Here is an 18,942-nt window from a genome sequence, read left to right on the forward strand (position 1 = left end):
CTTGCGCCGCCAACTCTATCTTGCGGGCGGCCTGATCTCGGTGGCACTGGGTGCAATCGGAGTGTTTCTGCCGATCCTGCCGACGGTGCCCTTCCTGCTGCTGGCCACGTTCTTCTTCGCGCGCTCCAACCCTGCGTGGGAGCAGCGCCTGCTCGATCACCCGCGCTATGGCCCACCCTTGCGCCAGTGGCGGACCCGCCGTGCCATTTCACGCAAGGCCAAGAAGGGCGCGCTCATCGCCATGGCGGCGGGCGTGGTGCTGACATGGTTTACTGCGGGTTGGCCGTGGGTGCTGATCCCGGCAGCGGTAATGGGCATAACGGGGACGTGGATTTGGACGAGGGCGGAGTAGTGGGGAATCGGATTGCTGCCGTGCAGATGCTGCGTTTCTCAGCGGCCGTTGGAGTGCTGCTGCTTCACGCCGAACTCATCGGCTATCACACCGGGCGCTTTCTTGGCGTTGAATTGGAGCGGTCTTACTGGATCGGTAGAGGCGGCTTCGGGGTGGACCTGTTCTTTGTTATCTCCGGGTTTATCATGGTCCATTCTTCTGCGCGACAGGTCGGTAAAACTGGCGCGCGGTGGACGTTCCTGCGACGAAGGCTGATTCGTATTGTCCCACTTTATTGGCTTGGTACACTGGTGATCGTCGCTTGGTTTGTAAAGTTTGGACCGAAGCCTGATTTAGCTAGCCTCGTTACTTCTTTCGCGTTCATTCCCTACGCCAGTACTGGTTCATCTGGCCGGATTTCTCCATTGCTCGAAGTGGGGTGGACGCTTAATTTTGAGATGCTGTTCTACGGTCTGTTCGCGCTGGCGATGGGTAAGGGGATCAAGCAGACTGTCGCACGGCTGACCGTACTGCTTAGTGTGTTGGTCTTGATCGGATTGATGATAGCGCTGCCTTTACCATTGTGGTTCTGGACGCGACCGATCCTGTTGGAATTTCTGTGCGGAATGTGGCTTGGCGTTATCTACATGCGTGGCGTTGCGCTGCCCGTTTTGGCAAGATGGGCACTTATCTGCATAGCGCTGGTCCTGCTCGGCATAGGCGACGTTGAGGGTGGTGAGGCGATGAGTGGCCTCGGACGCATGGCCACCTGGGGCTTAGCAGGCGGGTGTTTGCTCGCCGCCGTTGTGCTGGGAGAAACTGCCCTGCCAGTCCCGAAAGTGTTGGTCTGGGGCGGTGACATTTCTTATGCTATATACATCGTGCATATGCCGCTGATGCTGGCGGCGCAAATGGCGTGGCGGCATTTCCGCCTGCCTTATGGCGCAATGCAGGAGATTGGGTTCGTTCTCGGCGTGACCGTTTTGTCGCTAGTCGTTGCTGCAATCGCGCATCATGTGTTCGAACGGCCTATTATACGCTGGCTCAATCGAAAAGAGGCTGCTGTTTGAGGTTTACTCCACCGCTTCCCGCAACACCGCAATCCCCCGCTCGCGCTGCTCCCGCAACTCCCGCTTCAACGCCACCGGATCGCGCGCGAAGATAAAACCGAAGCTCACTCCGCCTTCCTTGCCGATGGTGGCGTGGTGCAGCTTGTGCGCCTGTACGAGTTGCTTGGCGTAGCCGCGCTTGGGCACCCAGCGGAACCAGCGCTGATGCACCAGGCCGTCGTGGACAAGCGTATAGATCACGCCATAGGCCAGTACGCCAAGGCCAATGAACGTGCCCGGCCACCATGCCGCGGCGCCGCGCACCAGCGGGCTGCCGAGCGCGAAGAACGTGATCGAGATGACAGCGCCGAACACGGCGTAAAGGTCGTTTTTCTCAAGAAAGCCATCATGCGGTTCGTGATGATCGCGGTGCCAGCCCCAGCCGAAGCCATGCATCACGTACTTGTGGCTGGACCACGCCACGAACTCCATTGCGAGCACCGTGGCGATCACGATCAGGATGGCGATGAGCGTCTGCATGGCCCGTCCATACAACGCCCCGCCGCGCCCTGCGACACATTCTTACACTTTGCCCGAAAGGCGCGACGCCTCGTTTTACTGCCGTTCAGCCGCGCAAGTGCAGTTTGTCCTCAAGCCAAACAAGGAGTGAACCCGATGCGCAAGACCATTCTCGCCGTAGCTCTTTCGACCATGATCGCAGGCGTCGCCACCCCGGCGATGGCGTGGGACAATGATCGCTATCCCGGCAACAACCGCGCCGAAGCATCGTACCTGACGCCCGCCCGCAACGCCGAAATCCGCCGCGACATCAACCAGCTTGACCGCAAGATCGACCGCGCGGTCGCCAATCGCAGGCTGTCGCAGCGCGAAGCCGTTGGTCTGCACCGCGATGCGCGCGATGTGAAGCAGCTCTACAGCCGCTATGCCAACCGCGGCCTCAGCGTTTCGGAATACCGCACACTGGAATGCCGCGTCGCCGTCATCAATTCGCGCCTGCAGATTGACAAGCGTGACCGCGATGGCCGTCGCGGATAAGCAGGCAGCGGCGTAACAAAATTACGTCCGCCTGTCGGAAGGCCTGCCCTTTCCTGCTTGAATTGCGGGAAGGGCGGGCCTAACCGCTTGCCATTATGGCCAGCAATCCACGCACCCTCTACCAGAAGATCTGGGACGCCCACGTTGTCGAACAGCGCGACGATGGCACGGCCCTGCTATATATCGACCGTCACCTCGTTCACGAAGTGACCAGCCCGCAGGCGTTTGAATCGCTTCGCACGTCGGGCCGCAAGGTGCGCCGCCCAGATCTCACGCTCGCGGTGCCCGATCACAACCTGCCCACCACGGCCCGCCGCGCCGCCGACGGTTCGCGCATTCCCATTGCGGACGCAGAATCCGCGCAGCAACTCGAAGCGCTGGAGCGCAACGCGCCCGAATTCGGCATCCGCTACATCGGCGATTCCGATGCGGAGCAGGGCATCGTCCATGTCGTCGGGCCGGAGCAGGGCTTCTCGCTGCCCGGCGCGACCATCGTCTGTGGTGATAGCCACACCGCTTGCCACGGCGGCCTCGGCGCGCTCGCGTTCGGCATTGGCACCAGCGAGGTGGAGCATGTCCTCGCCACGCAGACCCTGCTGCTCAAGCAGTCAAAAACCATGGAAGTCCGCGTCGATGGGAAACTCACCCCCGGCGTTACCGCCAAGGACGTGGTTCTGCACATCACCGGCGTTCTGGGCGCGGCGGGCGGCACCGGATCGGTCATCGAATATACCGGCCAGGTTATCCGCGACTTGTCCATCGAAGGCCGGTTGACGATTTCGAACATGGCCATCGAACACGGTGCGCGCGCTGGCCTGTGCGCGCCCGATGAAAAGACCTTCGCCTATATCAAGGGCCGTCCCTATGCGCCCACGGGCGACGATTGGGACAAGGCCGTGGCGTGGTGGACCAGTCTCGCCACCGATCCCGGCGCAACTTACGACAAGGTCGTGGTGATCGACGCCAAGGATATCGCGCCTTCGGTCACCTGGGGCACCAGCCCTGAAGACGTGCTGCCGATTACCGGTCTCGTGCCCACGCCCGAAAGCTTCGCCGACCCCTCCAAGCAGGACGCCGCCCGCGCCAGCCTCGCCTACATGGGACTGACCCCCGGCCAGCGCATGGAAGATGTCGAGGTTCAGAACATCTTCATCGGCAGTTGCACCAACAGCCGCATCGAAGACATGCGCGCCGCCGCCGCGATCCTAAAGGGCCGCCACAAGGCCGCCAACGTGAAGTGGGCCATCGTCGTCCCCGGTTCCGGCCTTGTGAAGAAGCAGGCCGAAGACGAAGGATTGGACCGCGTGTTCATCGAGGCCGGCTTCGAATGGCGCGAGCCGGGCTGTTCGGCGTGTCTGGGCATGAACCCGGACAAAGTGCCGCCGGGCGAACGCTGCGCCTCCACCTCGAACCGCAATTTCGTCGGCCGCCAAGGCCCCGGCGCGCGTACGCACCTCGTCAGCCCCGCCATGGCCGCCGCTGCCGCCGTCACGGGCAAGTTGACCGATGTGCGCAAGCTGATGGCCTGACGCGCGTGGCAGGCCTCCCGACAGCCGCGCTCCAGCTTGCAGGGTTTCTTATGGCCCATGCCTTCTGGACCGTGTCGGACCTGCCGCCCGGCAGCCATTACCAGCCGCAATCGCTGTGCATGCGCAGCGATGGCAACCGCGCGCTCAACACGTTCGAAGGCGCAACGCCGCTGGAACAGGACGACAAGGCCAAGGCGTTCATTACCGATGGAGCAGGCCAGTGGCCCGATTGCGCGATTGCGCGTCAGGTCAAGGTCGGTACGCCTGCGGGCGATGTCGATGCCCTGGTGATCGATGTGGTTCAGTATGGCGGCAACGTGATGACCGTGGTGCAAGCCTTCCGTCCCGGCCCCGCCGAATTCCGCCTGCTGGGCGATGAACTGATGATGGGCGACAGTGGCCCGCTGCCGCCGCTTCCCGCCGCACAGGCCGCCGCTGCCATGCGCGAAGGTGCGATCGATCACCCCGGCCTCGGCAACAAGTGGAACGAATGGGAAGCTGCGCGCGATCCGGTCAGCCCGCTGGTGAAGCGCTGATTTACAAGCGGCGTTGCAGGGCATAGCCTCGGCGTTCGAAGCGGCGAAGGCGGGAAGCGATGAACATGACCAAGGGCGTACGCGTACCGGAACGCCTCTATCGCGGCGTACTCTGGGCAGTGTCCATCGTCTTCGCAGGCTTCATCATCGGGCTTGGCAACCTCATCATCGGTGATCTGCCGATCGTCGATGCGCAGGTCTATACCGCGCCCGCCGAAACGCCCGCGCTCCGCCAGGTGCGGCAGGATATCACCGCCATCGAGCGCGAAAAGGCGGTGATTGACGACAAGCTGGAAATCCAGCGCCTGCAACTCGAACAGGCGCAACGCGCGTCATCCACTGCGAACGAAACTTTCCGCGCGTGGATCGCTGCGCGCACGGCCACCACCAACCCCCAGCAAGATCCCGAAGTCCTGACGCGAACCCGCGAACTCGAACAATTGAAGGGTAACGAACGCGCGATCCAGCAGGCTATCGCCGATCTGGAGAATGCGCGCATCCCGCTCGACCAGCGGGAAGGCGCGCTGCGCACCCGCGAGACGCTGTTCATCGCCGATGCCTTGCCCGCGCAGGAACGCGCCAGTTTCTGGCAGGAACTGCGCGTCTTCGGCCTGCGCCTGTTGATCACCTTGCCGATGCTGGCGGTTGCCACGTGGATGGTGATGAAAAAGCGCAAGAGCGATCACTGGCCGTTGATGCGCGGCTTCGTTCTGGCTGCCGTGTTCGTGTTTTTCGTCGAACTGGTGCCCTACCTGCCAAGCTATGGCGGGTATGTCCGCTATGCCGTTGGTATCGTGCTGACTTTTGCCGCCGGGCATTTCCTGGTCAAGAACATGCGCGCCTACCTTGCACACCGCACCGAAGTGGAGGCGCAGGCGGAACAGGAGCGGCGCAAGCGCGTCACGCACGATGAAGCGTTCAAGAAGATGGCCGCAAAGGTCTGCCCCGGATGCGACCGCCCCATCGCCACCACCGCCGATGCCGAGGCCAATTTCTGCGTCCACTGCGGCATGACGCTGTTCGATCATTGCCACGCCTGCAACACCCGCAAGATGGCGTTCTTCCGCTTCTGCATGACCTGCGGCGAACCGGCCAAGGTGGACGCGCCCGCACCGGCATGACCGAACGCAAAGCGTCCTTCCCACCCATCGTCAATGCTGCCACGCGCGTTCTGATCCTCGGCAGTCTGCCGGGTGAGGCGAGCCTTGCCGCCGCGCGTTATTACGCCAATCCGCGCAACCAGTTCTGGCGGCTTGCAGGCAGTGTGATCGAGAGTGACCTCGTTGGCGTCGATTACGACCAGCGCCTTGCCACGTTGCTTGAACATGGCATCGGCCTGTGGGATTCGATCGGCACTGCCACGCGCAAGGGCAGTCTTGATAGTGCGATCCGCAATGTGCAGTCCAATCCGCTGGCAGAACTTGCTGCCACGCTCCCGGTCTTGTGTGCCGTGGCTTTCAATGGCGCCAAATCCGCTGTGATCGGGATGCCGCAATTGGCTGGTGTTGGGGCGTTGGAACTGGTCCGCCTGCCGTCCAGCAGCCCCGCACACGCAACGCTTTCGTTCGAGGAGAAACGTACGCAATGGTATTCCTTGCGGAAATACCTGCGCTGATCCTTGCAATCGTGTGACACTGGGCCAATCTAGCCTTCAGGATTTCAAGGAGTTCGCGCGTGACCAAGAAGACCGACTGGACCGGCAAGGCAGCTATGGCTGGCGCAGCAATAGGCTCGGCAGCACTTGCCGCAGCCTTGCTTTACACGTCGCGTCGAAAGGAACGCGCGGAAAAGGCCCAGCCCAAGGCACCGCCGGTCGACGTTCCTGAAACCGACTGATCGATGGCACTCCGGCTGATAGCACTCCGGGGTTCTTGCATCCAACGCCTGCGAAGCTATAGCGACCCGATGGAACCGGTGAACCAGATCGAAGGACGGGCCATCCCGTTCGGCCGCAAGAATGTCGATACCGACGTTATCATTCCTGCCAAATGGCTCAAGACGATCACGCGTCAAGGCCTGGGAAGGGGCGCGTTCGAAGCTCTGCGTACCGACCCGGACAACATCTTTGACAGTGCGGAATTTTCAGGCTCGCCCATCCTGATTGCGGGCGACAATTTCGGCTGCGGTTCCAGCCGTGAACACGCCGCATGGGCCTTGCTCGATCTCGGCATCAAGGCCGTGATCGCGCCGTCGTTCTCCGACATTTTTTCAGGCAACGCATTCAAGAACGGCATTCTCACCGTCGTCCTGCCGCAGGAAGCGATTGACCGCCTGATGGAAGTCGCTGTCACCGATCCGGTTATGATCGATCTTGAAGCGCAGACCGTCACCACGCCGTTTCAGGACCGCTTCACCTTCGAGATCGACGCCTTTCGCAAGCACTGCCTGATCAATGGTCTTGATGAAGTGGGGCTGACAATGGCGCGCGATACCGCGATTGCAACGCATGAAGCGAAGATGCGCGACCAGTTGCCATTTCTGGCGCGGGGCACCGACGCCGCAGCCTGAGCGCTATTCGGCATCCGTTCGATAGACCGGCAGGCCCAGCTTCCACCAGATCGCGGCGCCGCGCAGACCGAACCCTGCAAGCCCCGCCACGGGCCAGACGATTGCGTTCGCCAGCCCCAGCGCCGCCCCCGCGGCGCAGATCACCGATGACAGCGCGGCTGCCGTCACATACAATTCGGGCCGCATCAGGATGGATGGCCGCCCGGCCAGTACGTCGCGGATGATGCCGCCGACGCAGCCGGTAATCACGCCCATCAGCACGGCCGGCACGGGCGCCACGCCAAACGCCAGCGCCTTGGCCGTGCCCAGCACGGCATAGGCACCCAGCCCGGCAGCATCGGCCCATTCCAGCACCGGCCGTTCCCACCAGCGATGCGGGGTGAACCATGCCAGCAGGGCAACGCCCAGGCACACCGGCGCCACCCACGGATCGCGCACCCAGAACACCGGCGCACCGATCAGGAGATCACGAACCGATCCGCCGCCAACCCCCGTCACCAGCGCGAAGAACGCCATCGTCACGAAAGTCTGGCGCAATTTCGCCGCCAGCAGCGCCCCGGTCAGCGCGAATACGGCGATGCCGACGAGATCGAGACCGCCGATCAGGGCGGACATATCCGGTGTCGGCATCAGCGTCGGCAAATGCGCTTACTCGCCCAGCAGCGCTTCCAGCCGCGCCTTCAGTGCGCCGATGCGTTCTGCGGCTTCAGTGAAGGTCTTCATTTCCTCGCGGCGCGTGTTGCCGCGCGCTTCCTTGGCCGCTTCGAGATAGCCTTCCATGTCCGCGTCCAGCGCGTCGATCAGGATTTCAGTCTCGTCTTCGGTCAGGGTAAGCTTGATCGACATGTCTGCAGTTCCTTTAATTCTTACTTTGCTGCGGTTAGGTGAGTTCGCGCGATTTGCCCACCCCTCGTGCGCGTTAGGTTCGTCAGATTGGAGCCTTATTCGCGCCATTTTGTGAGCACACATAGACGCTTGCATTCTGAGAGGAACCGTATGCCTGCGACTGATGTGCCCGCAGCTTTGGCATCGGATGCTCCCGCAGAGGTGCGAACATTCGATTTATCCAAAGTCGTATCATCGAAACAATGCGGCTCTGTCACAGGTGGGGAGATAGTGGTCTGTGCTACGGACGTGCGCCGTAATAGAATGCAAACTCCGGCATATGAATTTCCTCTGCCCGAGCCACCCAAGGCGCGTCTCGCACTGAAGGGTGGTGGCAGTATTGCTGTAGAGACGGAGCAAGCATCGGTTGGCGGCACACCCTCGAACCGGGTGAAGGTCGGAGTCAAGTTGCCGTTTTGATTGATGAAAACGAAAAGGGCCGCCCCGCAGGACGGCCCCGTTTATGTAGCGTGAAGCCTACCGTCACATGTGGATCGGCTTGCCCGTCACCGCCATGGCCGCTTCCTTCAGCGCTTCCGAATGGGTCGGATGCGCGTGGCAGGTGTAGGCGATGTCTTCCGAAGTCGCGCCGAATTCCATGGCCAGCGCGGCTTCGGCAATCATCGTGCCCGCAACCGATGCGATACACCATACGCCCAGGACACGGTCGGTCTTGGCATCAGAGATGACCTTCACGAAACCGTCCGGTTCATGATTGGTCTTGGCGCGGCTGTTGGCCATCATCGGGAACTTGCCGACCTTGATCTCGCCCTTTTCCTTCGCCGCTTCCTCGGTCAGGCCCACGCCTGCAAATTCGGGGAAGGTATAGACCACGCCGGGGATCAGGTCATGGTTCACGATACCGGTTAGGCCTGCGATGTTCTCGGCCACGGCGATGCCTTCGTCCTCGGCCTTGTGCGCCAGCATCGGGCCGGGGATCACGTCGCCGATGGCCCAGACGCCATCGACCTTCGTGGCAAAGTCGTGATCCGTCTCGATCTGACCACGCGCGTTCAGTTCCAGCCCGATCTTGTCGAGGCCGAGGCCATCCACGTTGGGCCGACGCCCGATCGCCACCAGCACGCAGTCGGCTTCGATGGTCGCAGCCTCGCCACCCTTCGATGGTTCGACGGTCAGCGTTGCGGTCTTGCCGCTCACCGAAACGCCCGTCACCTTGGTGCCCAGCTTCAGGTCCATGCCCTGCTTCTTGAAGATCTTGGCCGCTTCCTTGCGCACATCGCCGTCCATGCCGGGCAGCAACTGGTCGAGGAATTCCACGACCGTCACCTTAGCGCCAAGACGCCGCCAGACCGAGCCAAGCTCCAGCCCGATCACGCCGCCGCCGATCACCACCATGTGGTTCGGCACGCGGTCCAGCGCCAGTGCTCCGGTGCTGTCCACGATCACGCCCGCGTCATTGTCAACGGTCACGCCGGGAAGCGGGGTCACGCTCGAACCCGTCGCGATCACGATGTTCTTTGCGCTGACCTTCTGGCCCGCCACGGTCACCGTGTGCGCGTCCTCGAAGCTGGCGTAACCCTTTAGCCAGGTCACCTTGTTCTTCTTGAACAGGAATTCGATGCCGCCGGTCAGTTGCTTGACCGAATCCAGCTTCTGGCCCTGCATTTTCGAAAGGTCGAGTTCGACCTTGCCGGTCTTGATGCCATAGGTATCGAACGTGCCGTTGACCGCTTCGTCGAACTTTTCCGATCCGTGCAGCAGCGCCTTTGAAGGAATGCAGCCGACATTGAGACAAGTTCCGCCGAGCGTCTCGCGCCCTTCGGCACAAGCCACTTTCAGGCCCAGTTGCGCAGCGCGGATGGCGGCAACATAACCGCCCGGACCGGCACCGATGACAAGAACGTCGTAATCGTATTCAGCCATTTCGGCCTCCCTTGCGCGACCATGCTTCGACAAACTCAGCATGATCGGCTTTGGTTGGATTCCGGCACAACATCCGCTCATCCTGAGACTGTCGAAGGATGTCGCGCAACATCAGATTACAGATCGATCAGCAACCGCGTTGGGTCTTCAATCGCTTCCTTGATCGTCTTCAGCGCGGTCACGGCCTCACGGCCATCGATGATGCGGTGATCATAGGACAGCGCCAGATACATCATCGGACGGATCACGATCTCGCCGTTCCGAACCACCGGGCGGTCCTCGATACGGTGCAGGCCTAGCACGGCCGACTGCGGCGGGTTGATGATCGGGGTGGACATAAGCCCACCGAACACGCCGCCGTTCGAGATGGTGAAGGTGCCGCCCGCCATATCGGCCATGGTCAGCGCGCCGTCGCGGGCCTTCTTGCCGTAATCGGCGATCGCCTTCTCGATATCGGCAAAGCTCATATTGTCGACATTGCGGACAACCGGCACGACCAGTCCGTTCGGGGCCGAGACCGCCACGGAAATATCGACATAGTCGAAATAGACGATCTCATCGCCTTGCATCTGCGCGTTGACCGCCGGAATGTCCTTGAGCGCAAGCACCGAAGCCTTCGCGAAGAATGACATCAGGCCCAGCTTCACGCCGTGCTTCTTTTCGAACACGTCCTTGTATTTGGCGCGCGCTTCCATCACCGCGCTCATGTCCACATCATTGAACGTGGTCAGCAGTGCGGCGGTTTCCTGCGCGCTTTTCAGGCGCTTGGCGATGGTCTGGCGCAGGCGTGTCATCTTGACGCGCTCTTCGTTGCGGCCAGCAACCGGGGCAGATGCGATAGGGGCAGCGACTGGAGCCGAAGCGGCAGTAACGGCAGGCGCGGCCTGCTTGGCCTGCGCGGCGGCCATCACATCTTCCTTGGTCAGACGGCCGTCCTTGCCCGTGCCTTTCACGCTGGCAGGATCGATTCCGTATTCCAGAACGGCGCGGCGCACGGCGGGCGAAAGCACCGACACATCCGCATTGCTCGCGGCAACGGCGTCCTTGGGCAACGTGTCCGAAGCAGGCGCGACCGCGGCTTCCGTGCGCGGGGCAGGGGCCTGATTGCCCGCAGCGGCAATGCTGTCCTCGATCAGCGCCAGCAGCGCGCCAACCGAAACCGTATCGCCCTCGTTCGCCACCAGCGCGCCGAGTACGCCTGCGGCAGGGGCGGGCACTTCCACGGCGACCTTGTCGGTCTCAAGGCTGACGATCGGTTCGTCAAGCGCCACCGCTTCACCCGGCTTCTTCAGCCACTGGCCTACGGTTGCCTCGCTGACGCTTTCACCCAGCGTCGGAACCTTCACTTCAATCGACATAATGCAATTCCTTGGGAGAAGGAAAAATTCAAATCAGGATTTCTTCTGGCGGCGGATCTCACCGCGCACCGAAAGACCGAGCGCATCGGCAACCAGCGCGCCCTGCTCGCTGGTGTGACGGCTGGCGAGACCCGTGGCGGGCGATGCCGAAGCGTGACGCCCGGCATAGCGCGGCCTGCTGACCTTGCTCTTGGCGGCCTTGAGCGATTCCTCGATCATCGGTTCGACGAAGAACCACGAACCGTTGTTGCGCGGTTCTTCCTGGCACCACACCACGTCTTCCAGATTGGTCATGCGCGAAAGGCGCAGGGCCAGCGGATCGCCGGGGAAGGGGTAAAGCTGCTCAAGCCGGATCACCTGCGTATCGGTAATCCCGGCGGCATTGCGCGCCTCGATCAGGTCATAGGCGACCTTGCCCGAACACAGCACGACGCGGCGGGTATCCTTGTCCGCCGAACCGTTGGTGTCCGACAGGATGCGCATGAAGTGTCCGTCACCGATGAAATCGCTCGCCACCGACTTTGCCAGCGGATGGCGCAGCAGGCTCTTGGGCGTCATGATGATCAGCGGCTTGCGGAACGGGCGGTGCATCTGCCGGCGCAGTACGTGGAAGTAATTGGCCGGGGTGGTGATATTGCACACCTGGATGTTGTCTTCGGCGCAAAGTTGCAGGAACCGCTCAGGCCGGGCCGAGGAATGCTCTGGTCCCTGGCCTTCATAGCCGTGGGGCAGCAGCATGACGAGACCATTGGCGCGCAGCCATTTGGCTTCGGACGCGGCAATGTACTGGTCGATAACGATCTGCGCGCCATTGGCAAAGTCGCCGAACTGCGCTTCCCACAGCACAAGGCTCTTGGGGTCGGCGCTGGCATAGCCGTATTCGAAGCCAAGGACGCCATATTCCGAAAGCGTGCTGTCCAGCACTTCGAACGTGCCGTGCGGCAGGGTCGTCAACGGCACGTACTTGCGCTCGTCGGTCTGGTCGACCCATACCGCATGGCGCTGGCTGAACGTGCCACGGCCGCAGTCCTGCCCGGACAGGCGAACACCGTAGCCTTCCATGACAAGGCTGCCGAACGCCAGCGCCTCGCCGGTTGCCCAGTCGAAGCCTTGTCCGCTGGTGAACATCTCGCGCTTGGCATCAATCACCCGGCTCAGCGTCTTGTGCACGGTCAGGTCGGCCGGAACCGTGGTCAGCGTGCGACCAAGGCTGTCGAACACTTTCTGGTCGATGCCGGTGGGCACGTTGCGGCGGGCCGTTACCGGATCGGCGGGCTTGTTCAGCCCGGACCAGCGGCCGCCGAACCAGTCTGCCTCGTTGGCCTTGTAGCCCTTCGATGCTTCGAATTCGGTTTCCAGCGCGGCGGTGAAGTGCATTTCCACTTCGCCCTTGTGATTGGCGTCGATCACGCCTTGCGCCACAAGGCGCTTGGCATAGACCTCGCTCACCGGCGGGTGCTGGCGGATCTTGGCATACATCAGCGGTTGCGTGAATGAAGGCTCATCGCCCTCGTTATGCCCGAAGCGGCGGTAGCACCACATGTCGATCACGATATCGCGGCCGAACTTCTGGCGATAATCGATCGCCATCTTGCAGGCGAACGTCACAGCTTCGGGATCGTCGCCGTTCACATGCAGGATCGGCGCCTGCACACCCTTGGCCACGTCCGAGGGGTAGGGCGACCCGCGCGAGAACTGCGGGCTTGTGGTGAAGCCGATCTGGTTGTTGATGATGAAATGGATGCAGCCGCCGGTGTTGTAGCCGCGCACACCGGAAAGGCCGAAGCACTCCCACACGATGCCCTGCCCTGCAAAGGCCGCGTCGCCGTGGATCAGGACCGGAAGCACCTGCTTGTGGCGCGCATTCGGTCCCACATCGTCGCCAATGTCGTCGCGAAACACCTGCTGCGCGCGGACCTTGCCCAAGACCACAGGATCGACCGTTTCAAGGTGCGACGGGTTGGGCACGAGGCTCATGTGCACCTTGATACCATCAAATTCGCGGTCGGTGCTGGTGCCGAGGTGATACTTCACATCGCCCGATCCGCCCACGTCCTGCGGGTTTGCGGTGCCGCCCGAAAACTCGTGGAAGATCACGCGATAGGGCTTGGCCATCACGTTGGCGAGCACGTTCAGGCGGCCGCGATGGGCCATGCCGTAAACGATCTCGCGCACACCCAGCTGGCCGCCGTACTTTATCATCGCTTCCAGCGCGGGGATCATCGATTCGCCGCCATCAAGCCCGAAGCGCTTGGTGCCGACGTATTTCTTGCCGAGGAACTTCTCGTACTGTTCGCCACGAACGACGGCAGCCAGGATCGCCTTCTTGCCGTTGGGAGTAAAGTCGATCGACTTGTCGCCACCTTCGATCCGGTCCTGGATGAAGCGGCGTTCCTCCACATCGGCGATGTGCATGTATTCGAAGCCGACGTGTCCGCAATAGTTGGCGCGCAGGATCGCCACCAGTTCTTCCAGCGTCGCCCAGTCCAGCCCCAGTACGCCGCCGACATAAATCTTGCGCTTGGCATCTGCGGCGGTGAAGCCGTGAAATTCGGGTGAAAGGTCGGCGGGCAATTTCTGGCGGGCAAGGCCAAGTGGGTCGAGATCGGCAGCCAGATGCCCGCGAACACGATAGGTGCGGATCAGGGTCATCGCGCGGATCGAATCGAGCGCGGCCTGCTGCAGCGCGGCTTCGTCGAGAGGTGCGCCGGCCTTCTTGGCCGCTTTCTCGATGACGAGCTTCATCGCCATCGGGTCCATCGCCTGGGTCAGGTCATCGCCCGCGGCGGCGTCAGTCACCGGCCAGCGCTTGCTGGCCCATGATGGCCCAGCCTGCGGCCCTTCCTGCGCGGGATCCACGTCGAAATCGTGCACTTCTTGACCCATCATCAACTCCTGATCCCCCGGAGAGAATGGGGGCTTCGGACAATCGCGCTCCCGCCTGATGACGGAAGGTATCTTTCCGGCGAAACCGCAGTGCGGTTTCGCAAAGTCAGCGCGGGGCGCAACCTGCGAAGGTCGCGCCATACACGCCGTGTATCAACCATTCGCCCGGTGGCCCCCTACGTACGGAGGCCTATCCGGGCGGTAGCATTCGCGTCAGACGCGCTCTTTCAGCACTTCGGCCAGCGTTTCGCCCAGCAGCGAAGGCGAAGACGAGACCTTGATCCCGGCGGCTTCCATGGCAGCGATCTTGCTTTCGGCATCGCCCTTGCCACCCGAAACGATGGCGCCGGCGTGGCCCATGCGACGGCCCGGAGGTGCCGTGCGGCCTGCGATAAAGCCGGCCATTGGCTTCTTGCGCCCACGCTTGGCTTCGTCGATCAGGAACTGCGCAGCCATTTCTTCAGCGTCACCGCCGATTTCGCCGATCATGATGATCGACTTGGTAGCTTCGTCGGCGAGGAACAGTTCCAGCACGTCGATGAAGTTGGTGCCGTTGACCGGGTCACCGCCGATGCCGACAGCCGTGGTCTGGCCAAGGCCGATGGCCGAGGTCTGGAACACCGCTTCATAGGTCAGTGTGCCCGAACGCGAGACCACGCCCACGGTGCCTTCCTTGAAGATCGAACCCGGCATGATGCCGATCTTGCACTGGTTCGGCGTCAACACGCCGGGGCAGTTCGGACCGATCAACCGGCTCTTGGAACCGACCAGCGCGCGCTTGACCTTGACCATGTCGAGCACCGGAACGCCTTCGGTGATCGCCACGATCAGTTCCATCTCGGCGTCGATCGCTTCGAGGATGGCGTCGGCGCAGCCTGCTGGCGGCACGTAGATGCACGATGCGGTGGCGCCGGTAGCGGCCTTGGCTTCGTGGACCGAGTTGAACTGGGGCAGGCCGATATGTTCGGTGCCGCCCTTGCCGGGGGTTACGCCGCCAACCATCTGCGTACCGTAATCCAGCGCGGCCTGTGTGTGGAAGCTGCCGGTCTTGCCGGTCATGCCCTGCGTGATGACCTTGGTATTCTTGTCGACGAGAATGGACATGAATTCACTCCTGAGTTTTGCAGCGTCCCCGCACCAAAAAACACTTGAGAGGCGGGGACCTCGTGAGGCCGGGCGAGGCCTTGCAATCCGGCCCGAGGCCCCCGCTGGCGCGGAGGCGCATTCAACTTAAACCAGCGAAGGATCGATGCCCTTGCAGGCGTCGAGCAGTTCCTTGACCGCATCGACCGAGACCTGAAGACCGGCCTTGGCATCGGCGTCGAGTTCGATCTCGATGACCTTCTCTACGCCGCCAGCGCCAATCAGCACCGGCACACCGACGTAGAGGCCATCGACGCCGTACTGGCCTTCGACGTAGGCTGCGCAAGGCAGGATGCGCTTCTGGTCGTTGAGGTAGGCTTCAGCCATCGCGATGCCCGAAGCAGCAGGAGCGTAGAACGCCGAGCCGGTCTTGAGCAGGCCGACGATCTCGCCGCCGCCCGAACGGGTGCGCTGCACGATCGCGTCGATGTTTTCCTGCGAAGAAAGCCCCATCTTGACCAGATCAGGCACCGGAATGCCGTTGACGGTCGAATACTGGGTGACGGGCACCATCGTATCGCCGTGGCCGCCGAGCACGAACGTGTTCACGTCGCGGATCGAAACGCCGAATTCCCATGCCAGGAACGTGGAGAAGCGCGCCGAATCGAGCACGCCCGCCATGCCGACAACCTTGTTGTGCGGCAGGCCGGAGAATTCGCGCAGTGCCCAGACCATCGCGTCCAATGGGTTGGTGATGCAGATGACGAATGCGTCAGGCGCGTTGGCAGCAATGCCTTCGCCGACGGCCTTCATCACCTTGAGGTTGATGCCGAGCAGATCGTCGCGGCTCATGCCGGGCTTGCGGGCGACACCGGCGGTGACGATGATCACGTCTGCGCCTGCTATGTCGGCATAATCGTTGGTGCCGGTGATCTTGGCGTCAAAGCCTTCGACCGGGCCGCACTGCGAAAGGTCGAGCGCTTTGCCCTGAGGCACGCCTTCGACCACGTCGAACAGGACGATATCACCCAGTTCCTTCTGGGCGGCGAGGTGGGCAAGCGTACCACCGATATTGCCTGCGCCGATGAGCGCGATCTTCTTGCGTGCCATGCTTTACGGTCCTTTCCCGTTCGCGGGGACAAGCATACAAGACAACCGGATTGCCGACGGCCGGAAAATGACGCGCCTTTGGCAAACGGCCCAGTTCCTCCCCATGCCCCGCGAGACAGGGAGGTGCTGGCGAATGCCAGTGGCCCTAAGCTCGTGCGCAGACGAATGCAACCGCGAAAAACGGCTGACTTCCGGGTTTTTTCGATAACAGTTCGCAATAGCAATATGGGGGCGATTTCGATCTTCTTTCGGCCTGCTCTCCAGCCAATGCAAGCGCCTCAGTACTATTACGCAGCCTTGACCGACGGTGCGCGAGAAGCCTGCCTCAATGCCCATGTGAGCGCCCTCGCTGGCGCAACAAAAAGCCCCGGCGTTTCTGCCGGGGCCACATTGCCTTGCTCGTATTGCCTCAGCTGCTTCGCCTTGTCTTGAAATCGCGGGCCATGCGCCGGTCGAGTGTGCTGCAAACATCCAGCCAGAAGCCCACGCGCTCGCCATCGCCACCGCGCTCGGCAATGATCGCTGCATCGCGCGCACGGGCCGCTGCGGAAAAGCCGTGGGCCGCAAACAGCCGCAGCGCAGTATCCAGCGCAGCGCTTTCCTGCGGCCAGGAACCGCTCCATTCTGCGGCGTTGTCATTCACCGCGCGCACGTGGCGGCGAAGGATCGGGCGCGCCATGCAGGGGGAAATGATGCCGTAACGGGGGGCAAATCGCACCATGGTTGTTCTTGTCTCCTTGACGGCGCCGATCACGACCCGGTGCGCGTCCTCCACGCTCATTGCCCTAGAGCAAGGCATGCTAAGGTTGTGTTGGATGACACGGTAAAGGAAGCGATAACCACCCGGTACGAAACGGTTCTGCGGCAGGGCGACGCCGATGCTCGGTTCGCGCGGGGTTCAGCTGCCCGGTTGCGCGATCCAGCGCCCGGAATTCTCGTATTCCGGGCGCACTGCGCCGCTTCCGCTCATCGGTCCGCTTGCCTGACCCGTTATCGGGGTCGCCTTGAACAAAGTATCGCCGCCGCGCTGCTGGATATGAGCGCTATAGATTGGCGCGGGTGAGGGGGCGCCTGCCTGCACTATCGAAGCGGCGGCAATCTTGCCCTGTTCGAACGCACGCTCCAGCGATAGCGGGTCGGCAATATCCGCGGGTGCGGGCGTCCATGTTCGTGGATGCGGTGCGGCCAGCGGCTCTCCCCCGGCATAGCGCGCGGTGAACGCGGCAGGCCTTCCCGCGTTGCCCGCCCAGCGGTAGAACCGGTGGGCGCCGATCGTGCCAAGGAATGTCAGGCTCGGCGCCCAGTAAGGATGCACCGCTGTCGTATGGTAATGCGTCGCCAGTCCGACCGGCGCGTAGACGTAACCGGCCAGCGCATCGGACGCCACGCGCCGCGCGCGATCCCAGAACGCCTTCATCGGCTTCCTTGCCAGCGACCCGTCGCAGGCAAAGCTGAACTGGCACGATGGCCGCTCCGATCCCTGATAGACGACACCGCACACCGTATTGGGCCAGGCGGGATGGGCCACGCGGTTCAGCACCACTTGCGCCACCGCGCGCTGCCCGGCATCCGGCTCGCTCGCCGCCTCGTAATAGATTGCCGCGGTCAGGCACTGCAATGCGCGCCAGCGGTCCTCGCCGTTGCCGGTAGCAATCACGGGGCGGGCCATGGCGCCGCCCGGAGCTTCCTCGTCATCGCGCCGCGCGTCCCATGCCGATTGCGCTTCGGTGGGAGCAATCAGCCCGGTCTCCTCCGGCGCCAGCCAGTAGAACGCCGATCCGGGGAAGCTTTCCCCCGCCTTTTCGAACGGTTGCAATCCGGTCATGCGCTCGCGCGCCGATGCAGCCGCGATCCCCCCCGGCTCCCCCCAGCCGATTGGTCCCAGCACCATGCCGAGCATGCCGAACATCGCCACGCCCGCTGCGCGCTGGCGCACCAGTGACGGTGCGCCCAAGGCCCGTCGGATCGAACGCATGTCGCGCCGCCGGATGCGTGCTGCAAAATCGCGCGGCCTGGCTTCCACCGGCCCCGCGGCATTAGCGTACGCCACACCGGCCTGCACCGCAGAAGCGGGCAGGTCGATAGGCCGGTAGGCTAGGTCCAAAGGCATGGCGACGGGGTGAATCCTGAAAATCCTGTTGTTCCGCTAACCCCTCGCGCCGGTCACCGCACCTGCGCTTTTCCGCTTGTCCCGATGCGGCACATCCCCCTTCGATCCGGTTAACCCCGCGTGCAGGGCAAGCCTCACCTCAAAGGCGCATAGCGCAGCGGACTGCGGGCAAGGGCTGCCCATTTCATTTATGTCAGATGCAGGAGGCCATGATGCCGCAGGGGCAGACGTCGGCAGCAGGGTCAGGCCGCAGTTGCCGCCTTTTCGTCATTCTCGTGGCGATGCTCAGTCATCGCAGCAGCGAAATCGGCTGCAAAGTTCGCCGCAAAACTGTCGCGCACAGCCATCGAGATCGCGGGCCGTACATCGCATGCATCCACGTCGCGGCAGAACAGGCTCTGCGCTGGCGGCTTGGGGGGCGGTGGGAATGCGATAACCATGGTAAGAACCACTAACTCCTGTTCGGTAATTTCCCCTAGCAAAGTTTCGCAACACGGAATTGTATGGTTTCGACAAAGTTGCCGCTTCGGTAACCGGAAGGTCCTCCGCGCAAAGGCTTCCCCGAAAGCCCGTATTGCACCGTGCCGCCTTGCTCCCCACATGCGCGAAACACGGCA

20 protein-coding genes are annotated in these 18,942 nt (G+C 62.6%); 9 read left to right on the forward strand and 11 right to left on the reverse strand.

All coding sequences use genetic code 11. From position 1 onward, the window contains the following. The first annotated feature begins 1 nt into the window (after position 1). Positions 2-352 carry a YbaN family protein gene (locus LUA85_RS06340; RefSeq protein WP_231467939.1) on the forward strand — a complete coding sequence of 117 codons (351 nt, stop codon included), beginning with the start codon at positions 2-4 and terminating at the stop codon, positions 350-352. Positions 353-378: 26 nt separating this feature from the next. Next, entirely contained in the window at positions 379-1,401 is a 1,023-nt protein-coding gene (locus LUA85_RS06345) for an acyltransferase (RefSeq protein WP_231471787.1), read from the forward strand. A 3-nt stretch (positions 1,402-1,404) separates the two neighbouring features. On the opposite strand, the gene LUA85_RS06350 is transcribed toward LUA85_RS06345, so the two are convergent. Further along, positions 1,405-1,920, reverse strand: coding sequence for a sterol desaturase family protein (locus LUA85_RS06350; RefSeq protein WP_231467941.1), 516 nt, complete (start codon positions 1,918-1,920; stop codon positions 1,405-1,407). 135 nt (positions 1,921-2,055) lie between these two features. On the opposite strand from LUA85_RS06350, the gene LUA85_RS06355 reads away from it, so the two are divergent. From LUA85_RS06355 to leuD, 7 genes are all read left to right on the forward strand, one after another. Then, positions 2,056-2,436 (forward strand): hypothetical protein, encoded by a 381-nt coding sequence (locus LUA85_RS06355; RefSeq protein ID WP_231467943.1) that lies wholly within the window; start codon positions 2,056-2,058, stop codon positions 2,434-2,436. Between the two features lie 95 nt (positions 2,437-2,531). Continuing rightward, the gene (gene leuC / locus LUA85_RS06360; RefSeq protein ID WP_231467945.1) at positions 2,532-3,965 is read left to right on the forward strand and encodes a 3-isopropylmalate dehydratase large subunit; all 1,434 of its coding nucleotides are present in this window, start codon (positions 2,532-2,534) and stop codon (positions 3,963-3,965) included. 5 nt (positions 3,966-3,970) lie between these two features. Continuing rightward, positions 3,971-4,501 (forward strand): hypothetical protein, encoded by a 531-nt coding sequence (locus LUA85_RS06365; protein ID WP_231467947.1) that lies wholly within the window; start codon positions 3,971-3,973, stop codon positions 4,499-4,501. Between the two features lie 59 nt (positions 4,502-4,560). Continuing rightward, on the forward strand, positions 4,561-5,622 hold the full coding sequence (locus tag LUA85_RS06370) for a zinc ribbon domain-containing protein (protein ID WP_231467949.1): 1,062 nt from the start codon (positions 4,561-4,563) through the stop codon (positions 5,620-5,622). Continuing rightward, positions 5,619-6,116: a DNA-deoxyinosine glycosylase gene (locus LUA85_RS06375; protein WP_231467951.1), complete on the forward strand. Its 498-nt coding sequence runs from the start codon at positions 5,619-5,621 to the stop codon at positions 6,114-6,116. Before LUA85_RS06370 ends, LUA85_RS06375 begins: the two co-directional genes overlap by 4 nt. Positions 6,117-6,175: 59 nt before the next feature. Then, positions 6,176-6,337 carry a hypothetical protein gene (locus LUA85_RS06380; RefSeq protein WP_231471938.1) on the forward strand — a complete coding sequence of 54 codons (162 nt, stop codon included), beginning with the start codon at positions 6,176-6,178 and terminating at the stop codon, positions 6,335-6,337. A gap of 69 nt (positions 6,338-6,406) precedes the next feature. Next, a complete protein-coding gene (gene leuD, locus LUA85_RS06385) occupies positions 6,407-7,009 on the forward strand; it encodes a 3-isopropylmalate dehydratase small subunit (protein WP_231467953.1) in 603 nt (200 codons plus the stop codon). 3 nt (positions 7,010-7,012) lie between these two features. On the opposite strand, the gene LUA85_RS06390 is transcribed toward leuD, so the two are convergent. The 10 genes from LUA85_RS06390 to LUA85_RS06435 all read right to left on the reverse strand — a co-directional run bounded on the left by LUA85_RS06390 (position 7,013) and on the right by LUA85_RS06435 (position 18,765). Beyond that, positions 7,013-7,624, reverse strand: a complete 612-nt coding sequence (locus LUA85_RS06390; RefSeq protein WP_231467954.1) for a trimeric intracellular cation channel family protein — start codon at positions 7,622-7,624, stop codon at positions 7,013-7,015. Between the two features lie 33 nt (positions 7,625-7,657). Next, positions 7,658-7,855, reverse strand: coding sequence for a hypothetical protein (locus LUA85_RS06395; RefSeq protein ID WP_231467956.1), 198 nt, complete (start codon positions 7,853-7,855; stop codon positions 7,658-7,660). A gap of 522 nt (positions 7,856-8,377) precedes the next feature. Then, on the reverse strand, positions 8,378-9,778 hold the full coding sequence (gene lpdA, locus LUA85_RS06400; RefSeq protein ID WP_231467958.1) for a dihydrolipoyl dehydrogenase: 1,401 nt from the start codon (positions 9,776-9,778) through the stop codon (positions 8,378-8,380). A gap of 116 nt (positions 9,779-9,894) precedes the next feature. Continuing rightward, the gene (gene odhB / locus LUA85_RS06405; protein ID WP_231467960.1) at positions 9,895-11,136 is read right to left on the reverse strand and encodes a 2-oxoglutarate dehydrogenase complex dihydrolipoyllysine-residue succinyltransferase; all 1,242 of its coding nucleotides are present in this window, start codon (positions 11,134-11,136) and stop codon (positions 9,895-9,897) included. 33 nt (positions 11,137-11,169) lie between these two features. Further along, positions 11,170-14,022 carry a 2-oxoglutarate dehydrogenase E1 component gene (locus LUA85_RS06410; RefSeq protein ID WP_231467962.1) on the reverse strand — a complete coding sequence of 951 codons (2,853 nt, stop codon included), beginning with the start codon at positions 14,020-14,022 and terminating at the stop codon, positions 11,170-11,172. 213 nt (positions 14,023-14,235) lie between these two features. Further along, positions 14,236-15,126: a succinate--CoA ligase subunit alpha gene (sucD, locus tag LUA85_RS06415; protein WP_231467963.1), complete on the reverse strand. Its 891-nt coding sequence runs from the start codon at positions 15,124-15,126 to the stop codon at positions 14,236-14,238. A gap of 126 nt (positions 15,127-15,252) precedes the next feature. After that, positions 15,253-16,215 carry a malate dehydrogenase gene (mdh, locus tag LUA85_RS06420; RefSeq protein WP_231467965.1) on the reverse strand — a complete coding sequence of 321 codons (963 nt, stop codon included), beginning with the start codon at positions 16,213-16,215 and terminating at the stop codon, positions 15,253-15,255. Between the two features lie 409 nt (positions 16,216-16,624). Then, positions 16,625-16,996, reverse strand: a complete 372-nt coding sequence (locus LUA85_RS06425) for a hypothetical protein (protein ID WP_231467967.1) — start codon at positions 16,994-16,996, stop codon at positions 16,625-16,627. A 117-nt stretch (positions 16,997-17,113) separates the two neighbouring features. Continuing rightward, positions 17,114-18,325 (reverse strand): cell wall hydrolase, encoded by a 1,212-nt coding sequence (locus tag LUA85_RS06430; protein WP_231467969.1) that lies wholly within the window; start codon positions 18,323-18,325, stop codon positions 17,114-17,116. A gap of 242 nt (positions 18,326-18,567) precedes the next feature. Beyond that, complete coding sequence (locus LUA85_RS06435; protein WP_231467971.1) at positions 18,568-18,765, reverse strand: hypothetical protein; 198 nt, start codon at positions 18,763-18,765, stop codon at positions 18,568-18,570. Positions 18,766-18,942 lie beyond the last annotated feature (177 nt).

It is taken from the genome of Novosphingobium sp. CECT 9465 (assembly GCF_920987055.1).
GTDB lineage: Bacteria > Pseudomonadota > Alphaproteobacteria > Sphingomonadales > Sphingomonadaceae > Novosphingobium.